This window comes from Azospira sp. MPR-LB4 (assembly GCF_058809525.1).
Map to the genome: position 1 here is coordinate 2890442 of NZ_CM179521.1, position 24107 is coordinate 2914548.

A 24107-nucleotide genomic window follows, 5' to 3' on the forward strand; every position below is an offset into this window, starting at 1 on the left:
ATCAGTTGCTTGGGTGGCAAAGTCGAAGTGTTTTCACACTTTTACACTCGGCAACGCAATTGCTTGGTTGCCGGTATGCGCCCATCGCCTGCCAGTACTCCCAAGGGGGCGCCTAGCTGAGGAGAGTGCGATGCCTCGCCGGCCGAGGCAGTGCCCGGCCATTGCAGCTACGTCAGAGGCGGTTCAGCAGCACTTCCACCACGAAGCGGCTGCCGACGTAGGCCATCAGGAGCACCAGGAAGCCGGCCATGGTCCAGCGCAGGGCAGTGCGGCCGCGCCAGCCGTAGGCATGGCGGCCGGCAAGGAGGGCGGCGAATATGCCCCAGGAGATGAAGGCGAAGACCGTCTTGTGGTCCAGCGCCATGGCCTTGCCGAAGAGGGCTTCGGAGAACAGTACGCCGGAACCGAGGGCGGCGGTCAGCAGGATGAAGCCGACAATGATCATGCGGAACAGCAGGGCTTCCATGGTCATCAAAGGCGGCAGGCTGGTCAGGCTCTTGGTGAGGGAGCGCTGATGCAGCTTGCGTTCGGCGAACCCCATGAAGACTGCGTGCAGGGCCGACAGGGTGAACAGGCTGTAAGCCAGCATGGCTGCCATGAAATGCAGCTTGAAGCCGACCGAATCGGCATGGGGCAGGACGTGAGCCGAGGGGAAGAGGGGCGGCAGGATGGCGCAGGCGGCGGCCAGCGGCAACACCATGGGCTGCAGGCCTTCCATGCGGGCCTTGAAGCTTTCCATCCAGTAGATGAAGACGGCCAGCCACAACATCAGGGAGAGGGCGAAGCTGAAGGAGAAGCGCATTTCTCCCGTGCCGAAGAGGCCGTCGTAAAGGCCGATGCCCTGGATCAGCATGGTGCCGAGAATGGCCCAGCGCTCCCAGGGTTGCATCGGTGCCGTGACCATGGGCTTGTCAGTTTCCGCCCAGCGGGTGCGCCAGAAATGGAAGCCCAGCAGGGCATAAAGGGCGCTGGCCAGGTAGTGGGGCAGGAAGTGCAGTAAAATGGACGGCATTCCCGCAGTTTACACCAAGCAACCTCTTAAGCTCACCTCCTGCCCATGCTCGATAATCTGACTCAACGCCTCGCCGGTGTCATGAAGACCCTCCGGGGTGAAGCCCGTCTGACGGAATCCAATATTTCCGACGCCCTGCGCGAGGTCCGCCTCGCCTTGCTGGAGGCGGACGTGGCGCTGCCGGTGATCAAGGACTTCATTGCCGCCGTGAAGGAGAAGGCCCTTGGCGAGGAGGTCATTGGCTCCCTGACCCCGGGCCAGGCCCTGATCGGTGTGGTGCACAAGGAAATGACCCAGTTGATGGGCGGTGCCAATGCCGCCCTCAATCTGGCGACCCAGCCGCCCGCCGTCATCCTCATGGCCGGTTTGCAAGGTGCCGGCAAGACCACGACGGTGGGCAAGCTGGCCAAGCTGCTCAAGGAAACCCAGAAGAAAAAGGTGCTGGTGGTTTCCTGCGACGTCTACCGCCCTGCCGCCATCGAGCAGTTGAAAACGGTGGCGGCCCAGGCCTGCGTCGATTTCTTCCCCTCCAGCACCGAGGAAAAGCCGGAAGCCATCGCTCTGGCAGCCATCGACTGGGCCCGCAAGCATTACCACGACGTGCTGCTGGTCGATACGGCCGGCCGCCTGGCCATCGACGAAGCTATGATGGCCGAGATCAAGCAGCTGCATGCGGCGATCAAGCCGGTGGAAACCCTGTTCGTGGTCGACGCCATGCTGGGCCAGGATGCGGTCAATACTGCCCGCTCCTTCAATGAGGCCCTGCCCCTGACCGGTGTGGTGCTGACCAAGCTGGACGGTGACGCCCGGGGCGGTGCCGCCCTCTCTGTGCGCCATGTGACCGGCAAACCGGTCAAGTTCGTCGGCGTCGGCGAGAAGCTGAGCGGCCTGGAGGCCTTCCACCCCGAGCGCATGGCGTCCCGGGTGCTGGGCATGGGCGACATCCTTTCCCTGGTGGAAGAGGCGCGCAAGGGGGTCGATGAGGAAAAGGCCCTGGCCATGGCCAAGAAGCTCAAGTCGGGCAAGGGCTTCGATCTCAACGATTTCAAGGACCAGATCGCCCAGATGCGCAACATGGGGGGCATGGCGGCCCTGATGGACAAGTTGCCGGCCCAGTTCGCCCAGGCCGCCGGCCAGCTGCAGGGCGGTGCGGAAGACAAGGCGGTGCGTCGCATTGAGGGCATCATCAATTCCATGACACCGGCGGAGCGGGCTAAGCCGGAGCTGATCAAGGCCAGCCGTAAGCGCCGCATCGCGACCGGTGCCGGGGTGCAGGTGCAGGAAGTCAATCGCCTCCTCAATCAGTTCGAGCAGACCCAGAAGATGATGAAGTCCTTCGCCAAGGGCGGCCTGTCCAAGCTGATGCGGGGCATGAAGGGCATGATGCCGGGCATGCGCTGATCTTTCGCATCCCTTGTGGCAATAAAAAAGCCCCGTGTGCCGGGGCTTTTTTTATCGGAATTGCCTGCTTGACCGGCCCTGGGTATTTGCCGCCAATCCACTCCTGTTACGGGGTGAAAGTTACCATGGCTGAGAGGCAGTAAGGCCGGCCTTCTCCGGCATGGAACAGCTGGCATGCCCGTCCCTGCTGCCTCCTGGGTTAATGCTATTTATGGCCGCCAGCAGCGCGAACCCATTCCCTTCGGCGAGGGCGGTTAGCTCTCTCGGAGGCGGCAAATCAGATACGTGGTTCTCTTCTCAATTGCCGTTGGTGCGCCCTAATGCAGGGCCACCTGCTCGTTGTAGAGCCAGCGCCCATGCCAGGCGCCCTTCACCAAGTTGGGGTACTCGGGCTGGCCCAGGCTGCCGTTGTAGCGGCCCAGGGCCCGGTACAGGTCGCCCCGCTCGATGTCCAGGTAATGGCGCAGGATGGTGCAGCCATAACGAAGATTGGTGCGGAGGTTGAAGAGGTTGTGGCTGGGATCGCCGATCAGCTTGACCCAGAAGGGCATCACCTGCATCAGCCCCCGGGCGCCGGCTGAAGAGACGGCGTATTTCTTGAAGCCGCTCTCCACCTGGATCAGGCCCAGCACCAACTGGGGGTCGAGCCCGGCCCGGGTGGCTTCGTAGTGCACCGAGCGCAGGAGCTCGAGGCGGCTTTCCTGGTTGGGGATGCGCTTTTCCAGCCGGAGGGACATTTCCGTCAGCCAGTTGGCCGCCGCAATCGGGTCCTTGAACGAGCTCTGGGGTGGCTTCTGGTCGGCGACCGACTTGGACAAGGCTGCCTGGACGCTGGCCGACAGGGGCTCATACTTCTGAGCCCCTGCCTGCGCCGCCAGGGGCAGGCACAGACAGCCGGACAGCAGCAGTGCCTTTAGGCGGCGCACAGCTTCCCTTGCAGCAGGGCAACGATGCCGGCGGCGTCCACCATCTGGGCTTCCGCATCGCGGCGGCCCTTGTACTCCAGCTTGCCTTCGGCCAGGCCCCGCTCACCCACGACGATGCGGTGGGGGATGCCGATCAGTTCCATGTCGGCGAACATGGAGCCGGGGCGCTCGTTGCGGTCGTCCAGCAGCACGTCAATGCCGGCCGCCTTGAGGTCGGCCAGGAGCTGGTCGGCAGCCGCCTTGACGGCCTCGCTCTTGTGGTAGCCCATGGGCACGATGGCCACTTCGAAGGGGGCGATGGCGGCGGGGAAGACGATGCCCTTGTCGTCGTTGCCCTGCTCGATGGCGGCGCCGACGATGCGGGAGACGCCGATGCCGTAGCAGCCCATCTCCATGATCTGTTCCTTGCCGTTTTCGTCCAGGTACTTGCAGTTGAGGGCTTCGGAGTAACGGGTGCGCAACTGGAAGATGTGGCCCACTTCGATGCCGCGGCACAGGCCCAGCTGGCCCTTGCCATCCGGGGAGGGGTCGCCTTCGACGACGTTGCGAATGTCCGCCACCTGGCCAGGTTCGGGCAGGTCGCGGCCGAAATTGACGCCGGTGAGGTGATGCTCGGCCTCGTTGGCGCCGCAGATGAAATCCGCCATGGCCGCCACCGTGCGGTCGGCAATCACGGGGATGTCCGCCTTGATGCCCACCGGGCCGATGTAGCCGGGCTTGCAGCCGAGGGCGGCGACGATTTCGTCGTCCTTGGCGAAGCGGAATTCGCCGATGATCTTTTCGGCCTTGATCTCGTTCAATTCATGGTCGCCGCGCAGCAGCAGCAGGGCAAAGCCACCTTCGGTGCGCATCACTGCCACGGCCTTGACGGTCTGCTCAGCGCTGGCGCCGAGGAAGGCGGCCACATCGGCGCACTGGGTCTTGCCCGGGGTGGCGACCTTGGTCATGGCTTGGCTGGCCGCAGCACGGGCAGCGGCAGGGGCCAGGGCTTCGGCCAGTTCCACGTTGGCGGCGTAGTCGGAGTCCGGGCAGAAGGCGATGGCGTCTTCGCCGGAGTCGGCCAGCACATGGAATTCATGGGAGCCGGTGCCGCCGATGGAGCCGGTGTCCGCGGCCACGGCGCGGAACTGCAGGCCCAGGCGGGTGAAGATACGACAGTAGGTGTCGTACATGTGCTTGTATTCCCGCTCCAGGTCGGCGAAGGAGGTGTGGAAGGAGTAGCCGTCCTTCATCAGGAATTCGCGGCCGCGCATGACGCCGAAACGGGGGCGGATCTCGTCGCGGAACTTGCTCTGCACCTGATAGAAATGGACGGGCAGCTGACGGTAGCTCTTGATTTCCTTGCGCACCACGTCGGTGATCACTTCCTCGTGGGTAGGGCCGATGACGAAGTCCCGCTGGTGACGATCCTTGAAGCGCAGCAGTTCCGGTCCATACTTTTCCCAGCGGCCGGTTTCCTGCCACAACTCGGCGGGCACCACGGCCGGCATCAGCAGTTCAATGGCGCCGGCGCGATCCATTTCTTCACGCACCACCTTTTCCACTTTGCGCAGTACCTTCAGGCCCAGGGGCATCCAGGTATAAATGCCGCCTGCCAGGCGCTTGATGAGGCCGGCACGAAGCATCAGCTTGTGGCTGATCACTTCCGCGTCGGAGGGGGCTTCCTTGAGGGTGGAAATGAAAAATTGGGAGGTACGCATGGGATTGAATCTTTTGACGGGCTAAAAATCTAATTCTACAAGACGACGGACCGTCATGGGATGCCGGGTACTGGCTTGTTTCCGGCCGATGGCCTTCCTTTCCAAGTATGTGGAATTGTGAAAGAATGCTTTCAACCCAATATTTGATGCAGGTTTTCCATGCTCGACCGTGAAGGCTATCGCCCGAACGTCGGCATCATTCTTTGTAACGCAAAAAACGAGGTTTTCTGGGGCAAGCGTATTCGTGAGCATTCCTGGCAGTTCCCCCAAGGTGGCATCAAGCGCGGCGAAACGCCGGAGCAGGCCATGTTCAGGGAGTTGCACGAGGAGGTCGGGTTAAAGCCCGAACACGTGCGCATCCTGGGTCGAACCAAGGATTGGCTGCGTTATGACGTGCCGACGCAATGGATCAAGCGCGAATGGCGTGGCAGCTACAAGGGGCAGAAACAGATCTGGTTTCTGTTGCGCCTTGTGGGCCGCGACAGCGATGTGTGCCTCCGGGCAACCAGTCACCCTGAATTTGATGCGTGGCGCTGGAACGATTACTGGATTCCGTTGGATGCAGTGATCGAGTTCAAGCGTGGCGTTTATCAGCAGGCGCTGAACGAACTGGTCCGTTATATTGACGCCGATCGTGGGCGGGCTCCCGGCCGCATTCGGCGCCCGCTGGAGATTGGGAATTAGGTTTTCTTTGGTTTCGCAGGTGTGGTCCGTCGTCCTCTAGTCAAGGAGATAGCAATGGTCGCGAAAACCGAGTACAAGCCGCTTCCAATAACCCGTCTGGCCGATGGGGCCGGTTATCATCAACCCACCTATTTTTCCCCCCAGCCGGTCCGGGTCGATTCCCCGGCGCTTGAAGTCATGACTGATCTCAAGCTGGTGGCTGCAGCCACTATTGAGGCATCCACCCACATTGATGTGGCCAACCAGGCCATGATTGTGCGGGGGGTTCGTTCCTTGCTGGTTGTCGACGCCCGAGGGGATGTCGTCGGCCTGGTGACCGCCCGGGATATCCTGGGGGAGCGACCGCTCCAGGTCGTGCGCAATCGGGGCGTGCGGCATGAGGATGTCCGAGTGGCAGATATCATGACGCCTCGGGATGAAATCGAGGTGCTGCATATCGGGGACGTCCTGCGCGCAGATGTTGGGAATGTCGTCGAAACGCTCAAATACTCAGGGCGTCAGCATGCGCTGGTGGTGGATTTCGATCCCCTGGGCGGGCGGCAGATGGTTCGGGGGGTGTTCTCGGCCTCCCAAGTCGCGCGCCAGTTGGGCATTCCTTTGCACACCACCGAGGTGGCGCGTACCTTTGCGGAAATCGAGGCTGTGATTTCCCAGCCGGAGGTATAGCGGCTTTCTGGTTAAGTGACGGTTCCCCGTCCTTGTTAACGTGACAGGCAGTGTTCGTGAAATATTCCAAACTGTGCAGTTTGCTGGCTGCCCTCGGGTTGTGTCTCAGTCAGCAGGTCTTGGCGGATTTGCCGGCCATTCTGTTCCCTCCTCAGGGGACGGTCTATGACTTTGACGACGAGTTCGACAAGAAGCCTTGGCAGGAGGTTGAGACTCAGTTGCCGCCCGCGCCCCGGGAAGAGACTCTGATTCCCTTTTATGTCAGTCCCACTGCCCAGGGAGTGTTCAGCGTTGATGGAGCCACCATTTCAGTGGGGTCTGATGGGGTGGTGCGCTATGTGCTCGTTGTCGTGGCCCAAGGGGGGGCTCGGAACGTCAGTTATGAGGGTTTGAGATGTGATACCCGGGAGCGTCGTCTCTACGCTTTTGGCCGCCCGGATGGGAGTTGGTCAAAGGCTCGCTCTAACCAATGGGGGCTTGTGGAGAACAAGATGGTGAACCGGCACCATGCCGCGCTTTCCCGGGAGTATTTTTGTCCTGGGGGTGTGGCGATCCGAACGGCCCAGGAGGGTGTGGCTGCATTGAAGGCAGGTGGGCATCCGGATGTGCCCCGCTAGCTTTCGGCTAAGGACTGCTGAATGAGCATTGATCGCCTGATTGTCGAGTTTGATAAAGCGCTTCGAGCCGTATTCGCCCCTGCGCCGACTCGCCGCTCTGTTCCAGGGTCTGATGTGCCGATGCCTGAATTGTCTCCGGAGGAGAAGCGTCACGCCGCGGCGCTGATGCGGGTCAATCACTGTGGTGAGATATGCGCCCAGGCCTTGTATCAGGGGCAGGCACTGACGTCGAAGGATGTGGTGATCAAGCAGGCGCTGGAGCATGCGGCCTGGGAAGAAACGGAGCACCTTGCGTGGACCGAAAGGCGAATTCAGGAGTTGGGCGGACGTAAAAGCTTTTTGAATCCGCTGTGGTATGCGGGGTCGCTGGCGCTGGGGGTCGTGGTGGGAAAGGCTGGTGATTCGTGGAATCTTGGATTTCTGGCTGAGACAGAACGCCAGGTCGAACGCCATCTCGATAGCCATTTACGGCGCTTGCCCCTGGCTGATCAGCGTTCAAGAAGCATTGTGAGCCAGATGAAATTTGATGAGATGAGCCATGCGCAGACGGCTGTTAGTCTCGGAGGAGTGGACTTGCCCGGTCCAGTCAGGCTCGCGATGAAGTTGTCGTCAAAAGTCATGACGGGGGTTGCCTACTATCTATGAGGTTTGCCCCGGGCCCGGTAGGCCTGGGGCAAGCATTCTATGCTTCGACCACTTCCAGTTCGTACGTGATGGTGGCTGTTTTGCCCAGCATGATTGAGGCGGAGCAGTACTTCTCCTTGGATAGTTCGATAGCCCGCTCCACTGCGGCTTGCTTGAGATTTTTCCCGGTGACCTTGAAGGCGAAATGAATTTTCGTGAAGACTTTGGGGTCTGTGGCGGCACGCTCGGCATGGAGCGTTACTTCGCAGTCACTAACTTCATGACGTCCTTTTTTCAGGATCAGGACAACATCAAAGGCAGTACATCCTCCTGTGCCTGCCAGCAATAGCTCCATCGGGCGGGGAGCCAGGTTGCGACCTCCAGCTTCCGGGGCGCCGTCCATCATCACAGTATGGTTGCTGCCTGTTTCCGCCAGAAAAGCCATTCCATCAACCCATTTAACTTTGCATTCCACGATGAGACCCCTCCATTTATTGGAAGGGCGCATTCTAAGGGCTCTATCAGATGGCCGGGAGTGGTGAGCATTGCTGCGTCGCACAAATGCAAGGGGTGTTGGCCTGCTTCTGAGATGGTTGTGAGATTATGAATTGGTAAATCAATTTCCTATAATTGTTGTTTATTTATTTAAAACATGTGGTTGTGTTTTATACATAAACATTATCGACAAATTAAAAAAATTCTGGTGCATCGCACAAAAAAATACTTGATTTCGACCTTGCCTTTAGTGATAATCAGCTCAACTTAAGTGTGAGTTGTGCGTAGGTTTTGGTGCAGCTCATGCTTGCAGTTTGTCTCCTCCACCCTCCTCCTTTGGTGTGGATTTAGCGCGACTCCTTGGAGTCGCGCTTTTTTTGTTGGCGCTGGATTGTGTTGTCTGCCAAGAAGGCATTGACACGGGGTGTTCTGCCCCCATATAATCCGCGGCTTTCTGTGATTAGGCTAAGGACGGCCCAGATGAAAACTTTTTCCGCTAAACCCCATGAGGTGAAGCGCGAGTGGTATGTGGTGGACGCCACAGACAAGGTGCTCGGCCGCCTCGCCACTGAAATCGCTCGCCGGCTGCGTGGTAAGCACAAGGCAATTTATACCCCTCACGTTGATACCGGCGACTTCATCGTCGTGACCAACGTTGAGAAGCTTCGTGTCACCGGTAACAAGGCCGAGGACAAGAAGTATTACCGGCATAGCGGTTACCCCGGTGGTATCTATGAAACTAACTTCACCAAGCTGCAGCAGCGTTTCCCTGCTCGTGTGCTGGAAAAGGCTGTTAAGGGCATGCTGCCCAAGGGCCCGCTCGGCTACGCCATGCTGAAGAAGATGAAGTGCTACGCTGGTGCTGAACACCCCCATAGCGCTCAGCAGCCCAAAACCCTGGATATCTAAGGTACTGTCATGGCTGAAAACTATTTTTATGGCACCGGTCGCCGCAAGAGCGCTGTTGCTCGCGTCTTCATGAAGCGCGGTTCCGGCAACATCGTTGTTAATGGCAAGCCGGTTGACCAATTCTTCTCCCGTGAAACCGGCCGCATGATCGTGCGTCAGCCCCTGGAGTTGGTTGAGCAGGTCGCTGGCTTCGATATCAAGGTCAATGTTACTGGCGGTGGTGAATCTGGTCAGGCCGGTGCCGTGCGTCATGGCATCACCCGTGCGTTGATTGCTTATGATGCTGCCCTGAAATCTGCTCTGTCTAAGGCTGGGTTCGTGACTCGTGATGCCCGCGAAGTTGAGCGTAAGAAAGTCGGTTTCCACAAGGCTCGTCGCCGCAAGCAGTTCTCCAAGCGTTAATCAACGCTGTGAAAAAGAGCCGCCTCTTGGGCGGCTTTTTTTTTGCTTGATCCGGACTTGTTGGTAAAGGTTGGGGCGTTTAAGATGGCTCGACGCTGTCCAGCGTGTTGGTTCAAAGGGTTGTCGCTGGATTTGTCTTCATCCACCGCGGTGCGCGGTGATAATCCGTTGGTTGGGAACCCATGGCCGTGTTGGCGACATCATTGATTCGTAAGCGTCTGCGGCAGCGGTTTGGGATAAGTGCGCCCAAAGTGGCTGTTCGTACTCATGTTTCCTGGTACTGGCGGCTTTTGTTGGTTGTTGCGGTGCTATCCTTGTCTTTGGCTGCTGCGGCCTGGGTGTATGACGTGGGGCGGCGCTTCGCGGGATTTCATAGCCGGGAGTCCGATCGGGAGATATCGTCTCTGCGGACCCGAACTGAGGCTCTGGAGACTGAGTTGGCTGTGCTGCGTCAGTCCTCGGCGGCGGGGGAAAGCAGTGTTCAGATTGAGCGTTCCGCAAAAGAGCGCCTTCTGCGCCAGGTTGCTCAGCTTGAGCAGGAAAATGCCAGTCTGAAAGAGGATTTGGCTTTCTTCGAAAGCATCGTGCCTGGGGTTGGGGCATCAGAGGATGGTTTGAAGATTAGCCGGTTGAGGGTGGAGCCAGAAGGCGAAGAGGGGCGCTATCGATACCGGCTATTGATTGCGATGGAGTCGGGGGCTCGTTCCAAAGAGTTCCGAGGGCTTCTCCAGTTCCACCTCAAAGTGCAGCAGGCGGGCAAAGATGTTATGATGATTCTTCCCGCCGAGGGGGACTCGGCGGCGGGGAAGTTCCGTTTGGAAATCAAGCGGTTCCTTCGGACTGAAGGTTATTTTTCTATCCCCAAAGGTGCTGTTCTTAAGGGGGTAGAGGCGCGTCTGGTGCAGGACGGTTCCGTGCGTGCCAAGCAGTCCCTGTCGCTTTGATACCTAAGTGAGGAGGCTCCATGTTTGGTGGCAAGAAGAATGGTGCTAGCAAGCCCCAGAACCGTATTGATAGTCTTATTGGTGCTGGTACTCGCTTGGAAGGTAATGTTCAGTTCAGTGGTGGCCTGCGCATTGATGGTGAAATAAAGGGAAATGTCGAGGCCGCCCAAGATCAGCCGTCGACCCTAGTTGTTAGTGAGCATGCGCGTATTGAAGGGGTGATAAATGTTGCGCACGTGGTGATCAATGGGACAGTGATTGGTCCGGTGCATGCAACCGAAACCCTTGAACTTCAGCCGTGTGCCAAGGTCACAGGTGACGTGGAGTACAACAGCCTGGAGATGCAGCAAGGTGCTGTGGTTCAGGGAAGGCTGATTCATCAGTCTAATGCGAAGACTGTCGAGCTTAAATTGGCAGCTTCAAGTAACTGACGGCGGTACTAATAGGATTCAAGTTTTTAGTTTAGGAGTGTGTTATGAATGCAGTTGCTGATGGTCTGCCCTTAGTTTTTACTGATAGTGCTGCCAGCAAAGTTCGGGAGTTGATTGAAGAAGAGGGTAATGCTGAGCTCAAGCTGCGGGTTTTTGTGACCGGTGGCGGCTGCTCTGGTTTTCAGTACGGCTTCACGTTTGACGAAGTGGCAAACGAGGACGATACCGTGCTGGACAAGAATGGCGTGACCCTTCTGATCGATCCGATGAGCTTTCAGTATCTGGTCGGTGCCGAGATCGACTACTCTGAGGGGCTGGAAGGTTCCCAGTTTGTGATCAAGAATCCGAATGCCTCCTCTACCTGCGGCTGCGGTTCCTCGTTTTCTGTATAGTGTGCTCAGTCTGTGCTCTAAAAAAAGCCTCGCATCTGCGGGGCTTTTTTGTTGGGGTTGTGAGGGGTCTTACTCCTGAAAGGCAACCATGTCGCTTTGTTTCAGCATTTCCAGCTGGGCCAGAAGATCCTGGGTCTTCTGACGAAACTGCAACAGTTGCGCAGTTTCAAGTGACGGGGCGCCAGGCAACTGGACTGCTAAGGGATTAACTTGTTCGCCGCCAATGCGAAATTCATAGTGTAGGTGGGGGCCGGTTGCCCAGCCGGTGGCGCCGACGTTGCCGATATGCTCGCCCTGGCTAACCCGAGAGCCTTTACGCAGTTGGGGAGTGAAGCTGCTCAGGTGTCCATATGCGGTGGAGTAGCGACCTTGATGGCGGAGGATGATCAGATTCCCATATCCGCCTTGGCGTCCGATAAACTCCACGATACCGTCCCCGGTGGCGCGTACTTTGGTTCCCGTTGGCGCGCCGTAGTCGACACCCTTGTGCGCTCGCCATTGTTGGAGAATTGGGTGGAGTCTGGCATTGGTGAATCCAGACGTGATCCGTGAGAACTCAAGTGGGGAGCGGAGGAAGGCCTTGCGTAAACTCTTGCCTTCCGGTGTGTAGTAGCTTCCCTTGATGCTGGTCTTCGGGTCTTCAAAATAAACGGCACGGAAGACTTTTCCTGCATTTACAAGTTCTGCAGCAAGAATTCGTCCGCTACGAATGCTTTGACCTTGGTGGCGGTACATTTCGTAGATCAGGGTGAAGCGGTCTCCCTTGCGCAAGTCTCTGTGGAAGTCGATATCTGCACCAAAAATCTCCGCCAACTGGTTGGCTACGGCGTCAGGAATCCCTGCATCATCCGTCGCTCCATACAGCGAGCTACGAATTTCGCCTGATTTCATTTCCAGTCGAGATTGAAGAACCAGGGGCGCTTCTCTTGTTCTGAAGGTATTGCCGTGTCTTTCGATCAGCAAGTTCTCTGCACGATTGTTCAGTGGGAAACTGAGGAGTAGCAGTTCTCCGGTGTCACTGGTGCTGGCCGTGACTAACTTGCCGGGGGCTAGTTGGCGAAAGATGGGGTGTGCGGCAGGGGTTTGCTTGATGTAATCCAGGGCTGATGCATCGTTGACGCCGAGTCTATTGAGCAGGTTGGCTAGGCTGTCGCCCTTGTGTACCTTTTCTTCTCTTAGATAGGCTTGGTTGCCCAAATCCAAAGGGTGGGGGAGTGCAAGCGCAAGGTCTTCTACAACGGGACGGGGGATAAGCTCGGTGGTGCTTAGCGAGGGGGGTTGTAGGCCAAATGCAGCCACCATACTGAATAGGGCCAAGGCTCCAAATACGGCGGCGGCTCCCGGATGTTTTTTTAGGTGGTAGAGCGGACTGTGGCGAGGCAATAAGGATGAGGTGTGTTGGCTGCCGGGGTGCTGGTGCATGATGCGTGTCCTGCCCTGCTATTTTAACTGCGGCAGTCTAGCATGGTGCGCATTGCTATCCCAGTGGCTGGGTCGTTGCGTAATACGGGGTTTTCTGGAGCGGCAGCGTGTATCGACCTGTTTTCCCCAACGCATGGATTTACTAGGGAAATTTTTGTTTTGTGAATAATTCTGGGTAAAAGTTTCTATTTTTGTGTTGACTGGTGTTTCTTGGTCTGTATAATTCGCCTCTCTCGCTGCTTTGCGGCGGAGGAAAGTCGATAAAAAACAATAAGTTATTATCGACTCCGGAGTAAGGATGGCTTCGTTTTCAAGGTTAATTATTTTTGAAAATTGTTTGACGGCTTGTTTTTCTCTGTGTAGAATGCGCGTCTTTCGTTGCTACGGCGGCGCGGCAGATTGAGATAAGATCTTGATTTGCAAGCTCTTTAAAAAATAGGACAACCGATAGGTGTAGGTGCTTGGTTGGGTGTTCCGGCTTAGGTCGGACAAATGAATCAAGCGCTTGCACAAAGATGTAGTCAAGGAAACTTGAATATATCCGTCAAGCGAGTTTTAAGCAGAGATTAAACTGAAGAGTTTGATCCTGGCTCAGATTGAACGCTGGCGGCATGCCTTACACATGCAAGTCGAACGGCAGCACGGGAGCTTGCTCCTGGTGGCGAGTGGCGAACGGGTGAGTAATACATCGGAACGTACCCAGGAGTGGGGGATAACGTAGCGAAAGTTACGCTAATACCGCATATTCTGTGAGCAGGAAAGCGGGGGATCGCAAGACCTCGCGCTCTTGGAGCGGCCGATGTCGGATTAGCTAGTTGGTGAGGTAAAAGCTCACCAAGGCGACGATCCGTAGCAGGTCTGAGAGGATGATCTGCCACACTGGGACTGAGACACGGCCCAGACTCCTACGGGAGGCAGCAGTGGGGAATTTTGGACAATGGGGGCAACCCTGATCCAGCCATGCCGCGTGAGTGAAGAAGGCCTTCGGGTTGTAAAGCTCTTTCGGCGGGGAAGAAATGGCAACGGCTAATATCCGTTGTTGATGACGGTACCCGCATAAGAAGCACCGGCTAACTACGTGCCAGCAGCCGCGGTAATACGTAGGGTGCGAGCGTTAATCGGAATTACTGGGCGTAAAGCGTGCGCAGGCGGTTTCGTAAGACAGACGTGAAATCCCCGGGCTCAACCTGGGAACTGCGTTTGTGACTGCGAGGCTAGAGTACGGCAGAGGGGGGTAGAATTCCACGTGTAGCAGTGAAATGCGTAGAGATGTGGAGGAATACCGATGGCGAAGGCAGCCCCCTGGGTTAGTACTGACGCTCATGCACGAAAGCGTGGGGAGCAAACAGGATTAGATACCCTGGTAGTCCACGCCCTAAACGATGTCAACTAGGTGTTGGAAGGGTTAAACCTTTTAGTACCGCAGCTAACGCGTGAAGTTGACCGCCTGGGGAGTACGGCCGCAAGGTTAAAACTCAAAGGAATTGACGGGGACCCGCACAAGCGGTGGATGATGTGGATTAATTCGATGCAACGCGAAAAACCTTACCTACCCTTGACATGCCAGGAACTTTCCAGAGATGGATTGGTGCCCGAAAGGGAGCCTGGACACAGGTGCTGCATGGCTGTCGTCAGCTCGTGTCGTGAGATGTTGGGTTAAGTCCCGCAACGAGCGCAACCCTTGTCATTAATTGCCATCATTCAGTTGGGCACTTTAATGAGACTGCCGGTGACAAACCGGAGGAAGGTGGGGATGACGTCAAGTCCTCATGGCCCTTATGGGTAGGGCTTCACACGTCATACAATGGTCGGTACAGAGGGTTGCCAAGCCGCGAGGTGGAGCCAATCCCAGAAAGCCGATCGTAGTCCGGATCGCAGTCTGCAACTCGACTGCGTGAAGTCGGAATCGCTAGTAATCGCGGATCAGCATGTCGCGGTGAATACGTTCCCGGGTCTTGTACACACCGCCCGTCACACCATGGGAGTGGGTTCTACCAGAAGTAGTTAGCCTAACCGTAAGGAGGGCGATTACCACGGTAGGATTCATGACTGGGGTGAAGTCGTAACAAGGTAGCCGTATCGGAAGGTGCGGCTGGATCACCTCCTTTCTAGAGAAAAGCATCCTCCAAGCATCTACAACCTATCGGTTGTTCAAGTAACAGCATGAGGGAAAGGCCAGGAGCAGGAGTAGCGCGCAGGCGTACTGACTCCGGGTCCTCTACTGACCCTTCGATAAGAGAAGTTTGGGTCAGTAGCTCAGTCGGTTAGAGCACCGTCTTGATAAGGCGGGGGTCGTAGGTTCGATTCCTACCTGACCCACCAACGCTTCATCAGGCGGGGGCATAGCTCAGTTGGGAGAGCGCCAGCTTTGCAAGCTGGATGTCGTCGGTTCGATCCCGTCTGCCTCCACCAACCCCTTGGGTTGTCTGCAAGAGCTCATACGTAAGCACAGATGCTTAGGTCTGACCTCTTGGTCAATGCTGTTTGCTCTTTAACAAAATGGAGAAGGTTGTATATCTGGAGCCGAAACCAAGCCAGATATACATTGTGATTGCATCGTATCGCGTTACAGCTAGCGCGATACAAACACAAACTGAGTTGCTTATAACTGCCTCGGAAGAGGCCTCAAAGTTATAGGATCAAGCGACTAAGTGCATGTGGTGGATGCCTTGGCGATTACAGGCGATGAAGGACGTGCAAGCCTGCGAAAAGCTCTGGGGAGCTGGCAACGAAGCTTTGATCCAGAGATGTCCGAATGGGGAAACCCACTCCGCAAGGAGTATCCCTGACTGAATACATAGGTCAGTGGAGGCGAACCCGGTGAACTGAAACATCTAAGTAGCCGGAGGAAAAGAAATCAACCGAGATTCCCAAAGTAGTGGCGAGCGAAATGGGAATAGCCTGCAAGTGATAGCGAATCTGTTAGCGGAAGACTCTGGAAAGTGTCGCCGTAGTGGGTGATAGCCCCGTACGCGAAAACAGGATCGTGGTACTAAGTTTGCGACAAGTAGGGCGGGGCACGTGAAACCCTGTCTGAATATGGGGGGACCATCCTCCAAGGCTAAATACTCGTAATCGACCGATAGTGAACCAGTACCGTGAGGGAAAGGCGAAAAGAACCCCGGGAGGGGAGTGAAATAGATCCTGAAACCGCATGCATACAAACAGTGGGAGCCCCTTCGTGGGGTGACTGCGTACCTTTTGTATAATGGGTCAGCGACTTACGTTATGTTGCGAGCTTAACCGAGTAGGGAAGGCGTAGGGAAACCGAGTCTGATAAGGGCGTTAAGTAGCATGGCGTAGACCCGAAACCGGATGATCTATCCATGGCCAGGATGAAGGTGCGGTAACACGCACTGGAGGTCCGAACCCACTAACGTTGAAAAGTTAGGGGATGAGCTGTGGATAGGGGTGAAAGGCTAAACAAATCCGGAAATAGCTGGTTCTCTCCGAAAACTATTTAGGTAGTGCCTCAAGTATCACCTACGGGGGTAAAGCACTGTAATGGTTGAAGGGGTCATCGCGACTTACTTCGCCATAGCAAACTCTGAATACCGTAGAGTGCGAGCTTGGGAGACAGACATCGGGTGCTAACGTCCGGTGTCAAGAGGGAAACAACCCAGACCGCCGATTAAGGTCCCAAAGACATAGTTAAGTGGGAAACGAGGTGGGAAGGCTCAGACAGCCAGGAGGTTGGCTTAGAAGCAGCCATCCTTTAAAGAAAGCGTAATAGCTCACTGGTCGAGTCGTCCTGCGCGGAAGATGTAACGGGGCTCAAACTATGCACCGAAATCGCGGATATCCTTTGGATATGGTAGGAGAGCGTTCTGTAGGCCGTTGAAGGTGTCTCGTGAGGGATGCTGGAGGTATCAGAAGTGCGAATGCTGACATGAGTAGCGATAAAGGGAGTGAAAAGCTCCCTCGCCGAAAGCCCAAGGTTTCCTGCGCAACGTTCATCGGCGCAGGGTGAGTCGGCCCCTAAGGCGAGGCTGAAAAGCGTAGTCGATGGGAAACAGGTTAATATTCCTGTACCTCAATGTAATGCGATGGGGGGACGGAGAAGGTTAGGTCAGCCGGGTGTTGGACGTCCCGGTTTAAGCGTGTAGGCGTGCCCCTTAGGCAAATCCGGGGGGCTAAGCTGAGGCGTGATGACGAGCGCTCTTTGAGCGCGAAGTGATTGATACCAAGCTTCCAAGAAAAGCCTCTAAGCTTCAGTTACATTGGGACCGTACCGCAAACCGACACAGGTGGGCAGGATGAGAATTCTAAGGCGCTTGAGAGAACTCAGGAGAAGGAACTCGGCAAATTGGCACCGTAACTTCGGGATAAGGTGCGCCCCGGTAGGGTGTAGAGACTTGCTCTCGAAGCTCGATGGGGTTGCAGTGAAATGGTGGCTGCGACTGTTTAATAAAAACACAGCACTCTGCAAACACGAAAGTGGACGTATAGGGTGTGACGCCTGCCCGGTGCCGGAAGGTTAAGTGATGGGGTGCAAGCTCTTGATCGAAGCCCCGGTAAACGGCGGCCGTAACTATAACGGTCCTAAGGTAGCGAAATTCCTTGTCGGGTAAGTTCCGACCTGCACGAATGGCGTAACGATGGCCACACTGTCTCCTCCTGAGACTCAGCGAAATTGAAATGTTTGTGAAGATGCAATCTCCCCGCGGCTAGACGGAAAGACCCCATGAACCTTTACTGTAGCTTTGCATTGGACTTTGAACCGATCTGTGTAGGATAGGTGGGAGACTGTGAGACCAGGACGCTAGTTCTGGTGGAGTCGTCCTTGAAATACCACCCTGGTTTGTTTGAGGTTCTAACCATGGCCTGTGAATCCAGGTCTGGGACCGTGCATGGTAGGCAGTTTGACTGGGGCGGTCTCCTCCCAAAAGGTAACGGAGGAGTACGAAGGTACGCTAGGTACGGTCGGACATCGTGCTAATAGTGCAATGGCATAAGCGTGCTTGACTGCGAGACCCACAAGTCGAGCAGGTGCGAAAGCAGGTCATAGTGATCCGGTGGTTCTGTATGGAAGGGCCATCGCTCAACGGATAAAAGGTACTCTGGGGATAACAGGCTGATACCGCCCAAGAGTTCATATCGACGGCGGTGTTTGGCACCTCGATGTCGGCTCATCTCATCCTGGGGCTGTAGCCGGTCCCAAGGGTATGGCTGTTCGCCATTTAAAGAGGTACGTGAGCTGGGTTTAAAACGTCGTGAGACAGTTTGGTCCCTATCTGCCGTGGGCGCTGGAAGTTTGAGGGGGGCTGCTCCTAGTACGAGAGGACCGGAGTGGACGTACCCCTGGTGTACCGGTTGTGACGCCAGTCGCATCGCCGGGTAGCTAAGTACGGAAGAGATAACCGCTGAAAGCATCTAAGCGGGAAACTCGCCTCAAGATTAGACTTCCCCGGGGCTTCGAGCCCCCTAAAGGGTCGTGGAAGACCACCACGTTGATAGGTCGGGTGTGGAAGCGCAGTAATGCGTTAAGCTAACCGATACTAATTGCCCGTGCGGCTTGATCCTATAACTCTGAGATCAAAGCGCTTCAGTTTGAAACGCAATCACATTTAACCTTCTCCCATTTTGCGCTCGACGTCACTCGACGGCGAGCGAACAAGTTACGCTTGGCGGCCATAGCGCTCTGGACCCACCCCTTCCCATCCCGAACAGGACCGTGAAACAGAGTTGCGCCGATGATAGTGCATACTTCATGTGCGAAAGTAGGTCACCGCCAGGCTCCCCTTACAACACCCCAGCTACTATGTGGCTGGGGTGTTTGCTTCTTCAAGGGTGAGCCGCATGCGTAATTAAGCAAAAAGCTAAAAAGATTTCAGCCAAGTGCAAATAGTGCTTGGCAGCAGTAAAAGAAGTCTGTAGAATGCGCGTCTTTCGTTGCTACGGCGGCGCGGCAGATTGAGATAAGATCTTGATTTGCAAGCTCTTTAAAAAATAGGACAACCGATAGGTGTAGGTGCTTGGTTGGGTGTTCCGGCTTAGGTCGGACAAATGAATCAAGCGCTTGCACAAAGATGTAGTCAAGGAAACTTGAATATATCCGTCAAGCGAGTTTTAAGCAGAGATTAAACTGAAGAGTTTGATCCTGGCTCAGATTGAACGCTGGCGGCATGCCTTACACATGCAAGTCGAACGGCAGCACGGGAGCTTGCTCCTGGTGGCGAGTGGCGAACGGGTGAGTAATACATCGGAACGTACCCAGGAGTGGGGGATAACGTAGCGAAAGTTACGCTAATACCGCATATTCTGTGAGCAGGAAAGCGGGGGATCGCAAGACCTCGCGCTCTTGGAGCGGCCGATGTCGGATTAGCTAGTTGGTGAGGTAAAAGCTCACCAAGGCGACGATCCGTAGCAGGTCTGAGAGGATGATCTGCCACACTGGGACTGAGACACGGCCCAGACTCCTACGGGAGGCAGCAGTGGGGAATTTTGGACAATGGGGGCAACCCTGATCCAGCCATGCCGCGTGAGTGAAGAAGGCCTTCGGGTTGTAAAGCTCTTTCGGCGGGGAAGAAATGGCAACGGCTAATATCCGTTGTTGATGACGGTACCCGCATAAGAAGCACCGGCTAACTACGTGCCAGCAGCCGCGGTAATACGTAGGGTGCGAGCGTTAATCGGAATTACTGGGCGTAAAGCGTGCGCAGGCGGTTTCGTAAGACAGACGTGAAATCCCCGGGCTCAACCTGGGAACTGCGTTTGTGACTGCGAGGCTAGAGTACGGCAGAGGGGGGTAGAATTCCACGTGTAGCAGTGAAATGCGTAGAGATGTGGAGGAATACCGATGGCGAAGGCAGCCCCCTGGGTTAGTACTGACGCTCATGCACGAAAGCGTGGGGAGCAAACAGGATTAGATACCCTGGTAGTCCACGCCCTAAACGATGTCAACTAGGTGTTGGAAGGGTTAAACCTTTTAGTACCGCAGCTAACGCGTGAAGTTGACCGCCTGGGGAGTACGGCCGCAAGGTTAAAACTCAAAGGAATTGACGGGGACCCGCACAAGCGGTGGATGATGTGGATTAATTCGATGCAACGCGAAAAACCTTACCTACCCTTGACATGCCAGGAACTTTCCAGAGATGGATTGGTGCCCGAAAGGGAGCCTGGACACAGGTGCTGCATGGCTGTCGTCAGCTCGTGTCGTGAGATGTTGGGTTAAGTCCCGCAACGAGCGCAACCCTTGTCATTAATTGCCATCATTCAGTTGGGCACTTTAATGAGACTGCCGGTGACAAACCGGAGGAAGGTGGGGATGACGTCAAGTCCTCATGGCCCTTATGGGTAGGGCTTCACACGTCATACAATGGTCGGTACAGAGGGTTGCCAAGCCGCGAGGTGGAGCCAATCCCAGAAAGCCGATCGTAGTCCGGATCGCAGTCTGCAACTCGACTGCGTGAAGTCGGAATCGCTAGTAATCGCGGATCAGCATGTCGCGGTGAATACGTTCCCGGGTCTTGTACACACCGCCCGTCACACCATGGGAGTGGGTTCTACCAGAAGTAGTTAGCCTAACCGTAAGGAGGGCGATTACCACGGTAGGATTCATGACTGGGGTGAAGTCGTAACAAGGTAGCCGTATCGGAAGGTGCGGCTGGATCACCTCCTTTCTAGAGAAAAGCATCCTCCAAGCATCTACAACCTATCGGTTGTTCAAGTAACAGCATGAGGGAAAGGCCAGGAGCAGGAGTAGCGCGCAGGCGTACTGACTCCGGGTCCTCTACTGACCCTTCGATAAGAGAAGTTTGGGTCAGTAGCTCAGTCGGTTAGAGCACCGTCTTGATAAGGCGGGGGTCGTAGGTTCGATTCCTACCTGACCCACCAACGCTTCATCAGGCGGGGGCATAGCTCAGTTGGGAGAGCGCCAGCTTTGCAAGCTGGATGTCGTCGGTTCGATCCCGTCTGCCTCCACCAACCCCTTGGGTTGTCTGCAAGAGCTCATACGTAAGCACAGATGCTTAGGTCTGACCTCTTGGTCAATGCTGTTTGCTCTTTAACAAAATGGAGAAGGTTGTATATCTGGAGCCGAAACCAAGCCAGATATACATTGTGATTGCATCGTATCGCGTTACAGCTAGCGCGATACAAACACAAACTGAGTTGCTTATAACTGCCTCGGAAGAGGCCTCAAAGTTATAGGATCAAGCGACTAAGTGCATGTGGTGGATGCCTTGGCGATTACAGGCGATGAAGGACGTGCAAGCCTGCGAAAAGCTCTGGGGAGCTGGCAACGAAGCTTTGATCCAGAGATGTCCGAATGGGGAAACCCACTCCGCAAGGAGTATCCCTGACTGAATACATAGGTCAGTGGAGGCGAACCCGGTGAACTGAAACATCTAAGTAGCCGGAGGAAAAGAAATCAACCGAGATTCCCAAAGTAGTGGCGAGCGAAATGGGAATAGCCTGCAAGTGATAGCGAATCTGTTAGCGGAAGACTCTGGAAAGTGTCGCCGTAGTGGGTGATAGCCCCGTACGCGAAAACAGGATCGTGGTACTAAGTTTGCGACAAGTAGGGCGGGGCACGTGAAACCCTGTCTGAATATGGGGGGACCATCCTCCAAGGCTAAATACTCGTAATCGACCGATAGTGAACCAGTACCGTGAGGGAAAGGCGAAAAGAACCCCGGGAGGGGAGTGAAATAGATCCTGAAACCGCATGCATACAAACAGTGGGAGCCCCTTCGTGGGGTGACTGCGTACCTTTTGTATAATGGGTCAGCGACTTACGTTATGTTGCGAGCTTAACCGAGTAGGGAAGGCGTAGGGAAACCGAGTCTGATAAGGGCGTTAAGTAGCATGGCGTAGACCCGAAACCGGATGATCTATCCATGGCCAGGATGAAGGTGCGGTAACACGCACTGGAGGTCCGAACCCACTAACGTTGAAAAGTTAGGGGATGAGCTGTGGATAGGGGTGAAAGGCTAAACAAATCCGGAAATAGCTGGTTCTCTCCGAAAACTATTTAGGTAGTGCCTCAAGTATCACCTACGGGGGTAAAGCACTGTAATGGTTGAAGGGGTCATCGCGACTTACTTCGCCATAGCAAACTCTGAATACCGTAGAGTGCGAGCTTGGGAGACAGACATCGGGTGCTAACGTCCGGTGTCAAGAGGGAAACAACCCAGACCGCCGATTAAGGTCCCAAAGACATAGTTAAGTGGGAAACGAGGTGGGAAGGCTCAGACAGCCAGGAGGTTGGCTTAGAAGCAGCCATCCTTTAAAGAAAGCGTAATAGCTCACTGGTCGAGTCGTCCTGCGCGGAAGATGTAACGGGGCTCAAACTATGCACCGAAATCGCGGATATCCTTTGGATATGGTAGGAGAGCGTTCTGTAGGCCGTTGAAGGTGTCTCGTGAGGGATGCTGGAGGTATCAGAAGTGCGAATGCTGACATGAGTAGCGATAAAGGGAGTGAAAAGCTCCCTCGCCGAAAGCCCAAGGTTTCCTGCGCAACGTTCATCGGCGCAGGGTGAGTCGGCCCCTAAGGCGAGGCTGAAAAGCGTAGTCGATGGGAAACAGGTTAATATTCCTGTACCTCAATGTAATGCGATGGGGGGACGGAGAAGGTTAGGTCAGCCGGGTGTTGGACGTCCCGGTTTAAGCGTGTAGGCGTGCCCCTTAGGCAAATCCGGGGGGCTAAGCTGAGGCGTGATGACGAGCGCTCTTTGAGCGCGAAGTGATTGATACCAAGCTTCCAAGAAAAGCCTCTAAGCTTCAGTTACATTGGGACCGTACCGCAAACCGACACAGGTGGGCAGGATGAGAATTCTAAGGCGCTTGAGAGAACTCAGGAGAAGGAACTCGGCAAATTGGCACCGTAACTTCGGGATAAGGTGCGCCCCGGTAGGGTGTAGAGACTTGCTCTCGAAGCTCGATGGGGTTGCAGTGAAATGGTGGCTGCGACTGTTTAATAAAAACACAGCACTCTGCAAACACGAAAGTGGACGTATAGGGTGTGACGCCTGCCCGGTGCCGGAAGGTTAAGTGATGGGGTGCAAGCTCTTGATCGAAGCCCCGGTAAACGGCGGCCGTAACTATAACGGTCCTAAGGTAGCGAAATTCCTTGTCGGGTAAGTTCCGACCTGCACGAATGGCGTAACGATGGCCACACTGTCTCCTCCTGAGACTCAGCGAAATTGAAATGTTTGTGAAGATGCAATCTCCCCGCGGCTAGACGGAAAGACCCCATGAACCTTTACTGTAGCTTTGCATTGGACTTTGAACCGATCTGTGTAGGATAGGTGGGAGACTGTGAGACCAGGACGCTAGTTCTGGTGGAGTCGTCCTTGAAATACCACCCTGGTTTGTTTGAGGTTCTAACCATGGCCTGTGAATCCAGGTCTGGGACCGTGCATGGTAGGCAGTTTGACTGGGGCGGTCTCCTCCCAAAAGGTAACGGAGGAGTACGAAGGTACGCTAGGTACGGTCGGACATCGTGCTAATAGTGCAATGGCATAAGCGTGCTTGACTGCGAGACCCACAAGTCGAGCAGGTGCGAAAGCAGGTCATAGTGATCCGGTGGTTCTGTATGGAAGGGCCATCGCTCAACGGATAAAAGGTACTCTGGGGATAACAGGCTGATACCGCCCAAGAGTTCATATCGACGGCGGTGTTTGGCACCTCGATGTCGGCTCATCTCATCCTGGGGCTGTAGCCGGTCCCAAGGGTATGGCTGTTCGCCATTTAAAGAGGTACGTGAGCTGGGTTTAAAACGTCGTGAGACAGTTTGGTCCCTATCTGCCGTGGGCGCTGGAAGTTTGAGGGGGGCTGCTCCTAGTACGAGAGGACCGGAGTGGACGTACCCCTGGTGTACCGGTTGTGACGCCAGTCGCATCGCCGGGTAGCTAAGTACGGAAGAGATAACCGCTGAAAGCATCTAAGCGGGAAACTCGCCTCAAGATTAGACTTCCCCGGGGCTTCGAGCCCCCTAAAGGGTCGTGGAAGACCACCACGTTGATAGGTCGGGTGTGGAAGCGCAGTAATGCGTTAAGCTAACCGATACTAATTGCCCGTGCGGCTTGATCCTATAACTCTGAGATCAAAGCGCTTCAGTTTGAAACGCAATCACATTTAACCTTCTCCCATTTTGCGCTCGACGTCACTCGACGGCGAGCGAACAAGTTACGCTTGGCGGCCATAGCGCTCTGGACCCACCCCTTCCCATCCCGAACAGGACCGTGAAACAGAGTTGCGCCGATGATAGTGCATACTTCATGTGCGAAAGTAGGTCACCGCCAGGCTCCCCTTACAACACCCCAGCTACTATGTGGCTGGGGTGTTTGCTTCTTCAAGGGTGAGCCGCATGCGTAATTAAGCAAAAAGCTAAAAAGATTTCAGCCAAGTGCAAATAGTGCTTGGCAGCAGTAAAAGAAGTCTGTAGAATGCGCGTCTTTCGTTGCTACGGCGGCGCGGCAGATTGAGATAAGATCTTGATTTGCAAGCTCTTTAAAAAATAGGACAACCGATAGGTG

Annotated in this window: 15 protein-coding genes, 4 tRNA genes and 6 rRNA genes; 20 read left to right on the plus strand and 5 right to left on the minus strand. The window is 55.6% G+C overall.

The features are described 5' to 3' along the window. Window positions 1–172: 172 nt before the first annotated feature. Window positions 173–1012, minus strand: coding sequence for a cytochrome C assembly family protein (locus tag AC3QLZ_RS13590; protein WP_014236422.1), 840 nt, complete (start codon window positions 1010–1012; stop codon window positions 173–175). Between the two features lie 45 nt (window positions 1013–1057). Here AC3QLZ_RS13590 and ffh point away from each other — a divergent pair, with 45 nt between their 5' ends. After that, window positions 1058–2413 (plus strand): signal recognition particle protein, encoded by a 1356-nt coding sequence (gene ffh, locus AC3QLZ_RS13595; protein WP_014236423.1) that lies wholly within the window; start codon window positions 1058–1060, stop codon window positions 2411–2413. Window positions 2414–2730: 317 nt separating this feature from the next. Here ffh and AC3QLZ_RS13600 read toward each other — a convergent pair whose 3' ends face one another. Together AC3QLZ_RS13600 and AC3QLZ_RS13605 are read right to left on the minus strand one after the other, a co-directional pair. Then, entirely contained in the window at window positions 2731–3339 is a 609-nt protein-coding gene (locus tag AC3QLZ_RS13600) for a lytic transglycosylase domain-containing protein (RefSeq protein WP_014236424.1), read from the minus strand. Next, the gene (locus AC3QLZ_RS13605) at window positions 3327–5039 is read right to left on the minus strand and encodes a proline--tRNA ligase (RefSeq protein ID WP_014236425.1); all 1713 of its coding nucleotides are present in this window, start codon (window positions 5037–5039) and stop codon (window positions 3327–3329) included. The genes AC3QLZ_RS13600 and AC3QLZ_RS13605 overlap by 13 nt, the downstream gene beginning before the upstream one ends. Before the next feature lie 159 nt (window positions 5040–5198). Between AC3QLZ_RS13605 and AC3QLZ_RS13610 the strand changes: the two genes are divergently transcribed. From AC3QLZ_RS13610 to coq7, 4 genes are read left to right on the plus strand one after another with little or no spacing between them, the layout of a single operon-like run. Further along, entirely contained in the window at window positions 5199–5723 is a 525-nt protein-coding gene (locus AC3QLZ_RS13610; protein ID WP_014236426.1) for an RNA pyrophosphohydrolase, read from the plus strand. A 54-nt stretch (window positions 5724–5777) separates the two neighbouring features. Next, window positions 5778–6389, plus strand: a complete 612-nt coding sequence (locus AC3QLZ_RS13615) for a CBS domain-containing protein (RefSeq protein ID WP_014236427.1) — start codon at window positions 5778–5780, stop codon at window positions 6387–6389. Between the two features lie 56 nt (window positions 6390–6445). Continuing rightward, window positions 6446–7006: a CNP1-like family protein gene (locus tag AC3QLZ_RS13620; RefSeq protein WP_202945987.1), complete on the plus strand. Its 561-nt coding sequence runs from the start codon at window positions 6446–6448 to the stop codon at window positions 7004–7006. A 21-nt stretch (window positions 7007–7027) separates the two neighbouring features. After that, the gene (gene coq7 / locus AC3QLZ_RS13625) at window positions 7028–7651 is read left to right on the plus strand and encodes a 2-polyprenyl-3-methyl-6-methoxy-1,4-benzoquinone monooxygenase (protein WP_014236429.1); all 624 of its coding nucleotides are present in this window, start codon (window positions 7028–7030) and stop codon (window positions 7649–7651) included. A 37-nt stretch (window positions 7652–7688) separates the two neighbouring features. Here the strand turns inward: coq7 and AC3QLZ_RS13630 are convergent, their stop codons facing one another. Then, window positions 7689–8105, minus strand: coding sequence for an OsmC family protein (locus tag AC3QLZ_RS13630; RefSeq protein ID WP_014236430.1), 417 nt, complete (start codon window positions 8103–8105; stop codon window positions 7689–7691). A gap of 500 nt (window positions 8106–8605) precedes the next feature. Here AC3QLZ_RS13630 and rplM point away from each other — a divergent pair, with 500 nt between their 5' ends. The 5 genes from rplM to erpA all read left to right on the plus strand — a co-directional run bounded on the left by rplM (window position 8606) and on the right by erpA (window position 11203). Beyond that, window positions 8606–9034, plus strand: coding sequence for a 50S ribosomal protein L13 (rplM, locus tag AC3QLZ_RS13635; RefSeq protein WP_014236431.1), 429 nt, complete (start codon window positions 8606–8608; stop codon window positions 9032–9034). Between the two features lie 9 nt (window positions 9035–9043). Next, entirely contained in the window at window positions 9044–9436 is a 393-nt protein-coding gene (gene rpsI / locus AC3QLZ_RS13640; RefSeq protein WP_014236432.1) for a 30S ribosomal protein S9, read from the plus strand. Between the two features lie 443 nt (window positions 9437–9879). Next, window positions 9880–10380, plus strand: a complete 501-nt coding sequence (locus tag AC3QLZ_RS13645; RefSeq protein WP_331489326.1) for a DUF6776 family protein — start codon at window positions 9880–9882, stop codon at window positions 10378–10380. Between the two features lie 20 nt (window positions 10381–10400). Further along, window positions 10401–10811 (plus strand): bactofilin family protein, encoded by a 411-nt coding sequence (locus AC3QLZ_RS13650; RefSeq protein WP_014236434.1) that lies wholly within the window; start codon window positions 10401–10403, stop codon window positions 10809–10811. Between the two features lie 44 nt (window positions 10812–10855). Next, entirely contained in the window at window positions 10856–11203 is a 348-nt protein-coding gene (gene erpA / locus AC3QLZ_RS13655) for an iron-sulfur cluster insertion protein ErpA (RefSeq protein ID WP_014236435.1), read from the plus strand. Window positions 11204–11272: 69 nt separating this feature from the next. Here erpA and AC3QLZ_RS13660 read toward each other — a convergent pair whose 3' ends face one another. Then, window positions 11273–12625 (minus strand): M23 family metallopeptidase, encoded by a 1353-nt coding sequence (locus AC3QLZ_RS13660; RefSeq protein WP_287875563.1) that lies wholly within the window; start codon window positions 12623–12625, stop codon window positions 11273–11275. A 568-nt stretch (window positions 12626–13193) separates the two neighbouring features. Here AC3QLZ_RS13660 and AC3QLZ_RS13665 point away from each other — a divergent pair. The 10 genes from AC3QLZ_RS13665 (at window position 13194) to rrf (AC3QLZ_RS13710) (ending at window position 23876) form a co-directional block, all read left to right on the plus strand. Further along, window positions 13194–14733, plus strand: a 16S ribosomal RNA gene (locus tag AC3QLZ_RS13665). A 137-nt stretch (window positions 14734–14870) separates the two neighbouring features. Further along, window positions 14871–14947, plus strand: a tRNA-Ile gene (locus AC3QLZ_RS13670). 14 nt (window positions 14948–14961) lie between these two features. Beyond that, window positions 14962–15037 (plus strand) — tRNA-Ala (locus AC3QLZ_RS13675). 225 nt (window positions 15038–15262) lie between these two features. Then, window positions 15263–18148 (plus strand): 23S ribosomal RNA (locus AC3QLZ_RS13680). Between the two features lie 100 nt (window positions 18149–18248). Next, a 5S ribosomal RNA gene (gene rrf / locus AC3QLZ_RS13685) occupies window positions 18249–18362 on the plus strand. 345 nt (window positions 18363–18707) lie between these two features. Next, a 16S ribosomal RNA gene (locus AC3QLZ_RS13690) occupies window positions 18708–20247 on the plus strand. A gap of 137 nt (window positions 20248–20384) precedes the next feature. Continuing rightward, a tRNA-Ile gene (locus tag AC3QLZ_RS13695) sits at window positions 20385–20461 on the plus strand. Between the two features lie 14 nt (window positions 20462–20475). Beyond that, window positions 20476–20551: transfer RNA gene (locus AC3QLZ_RS13700), tRNA-Ala, on the plus strand. 225 nt (window positions 20552–20776) lie between these two features. Then, window positions 20777–23662, plus strand: a 23S ribosomal RNA gene (locus AC3QLZ_RS13705). A 100-nt stretch (window positions 23663–23762) separates the two neighbouring features. Next, window positions 23763–23876, plus strand: a 5S ribosomal RNA gene (rrf, locus tag AC3QLZ_RS13710). Together the 16S, 23S and 5S rRNA genes with 4 tRNA genes alongside form the textbook arrangement of a ribosomal RNA operon. Window positions 23877–24107 lie beyond the last annotated feature (231 nt).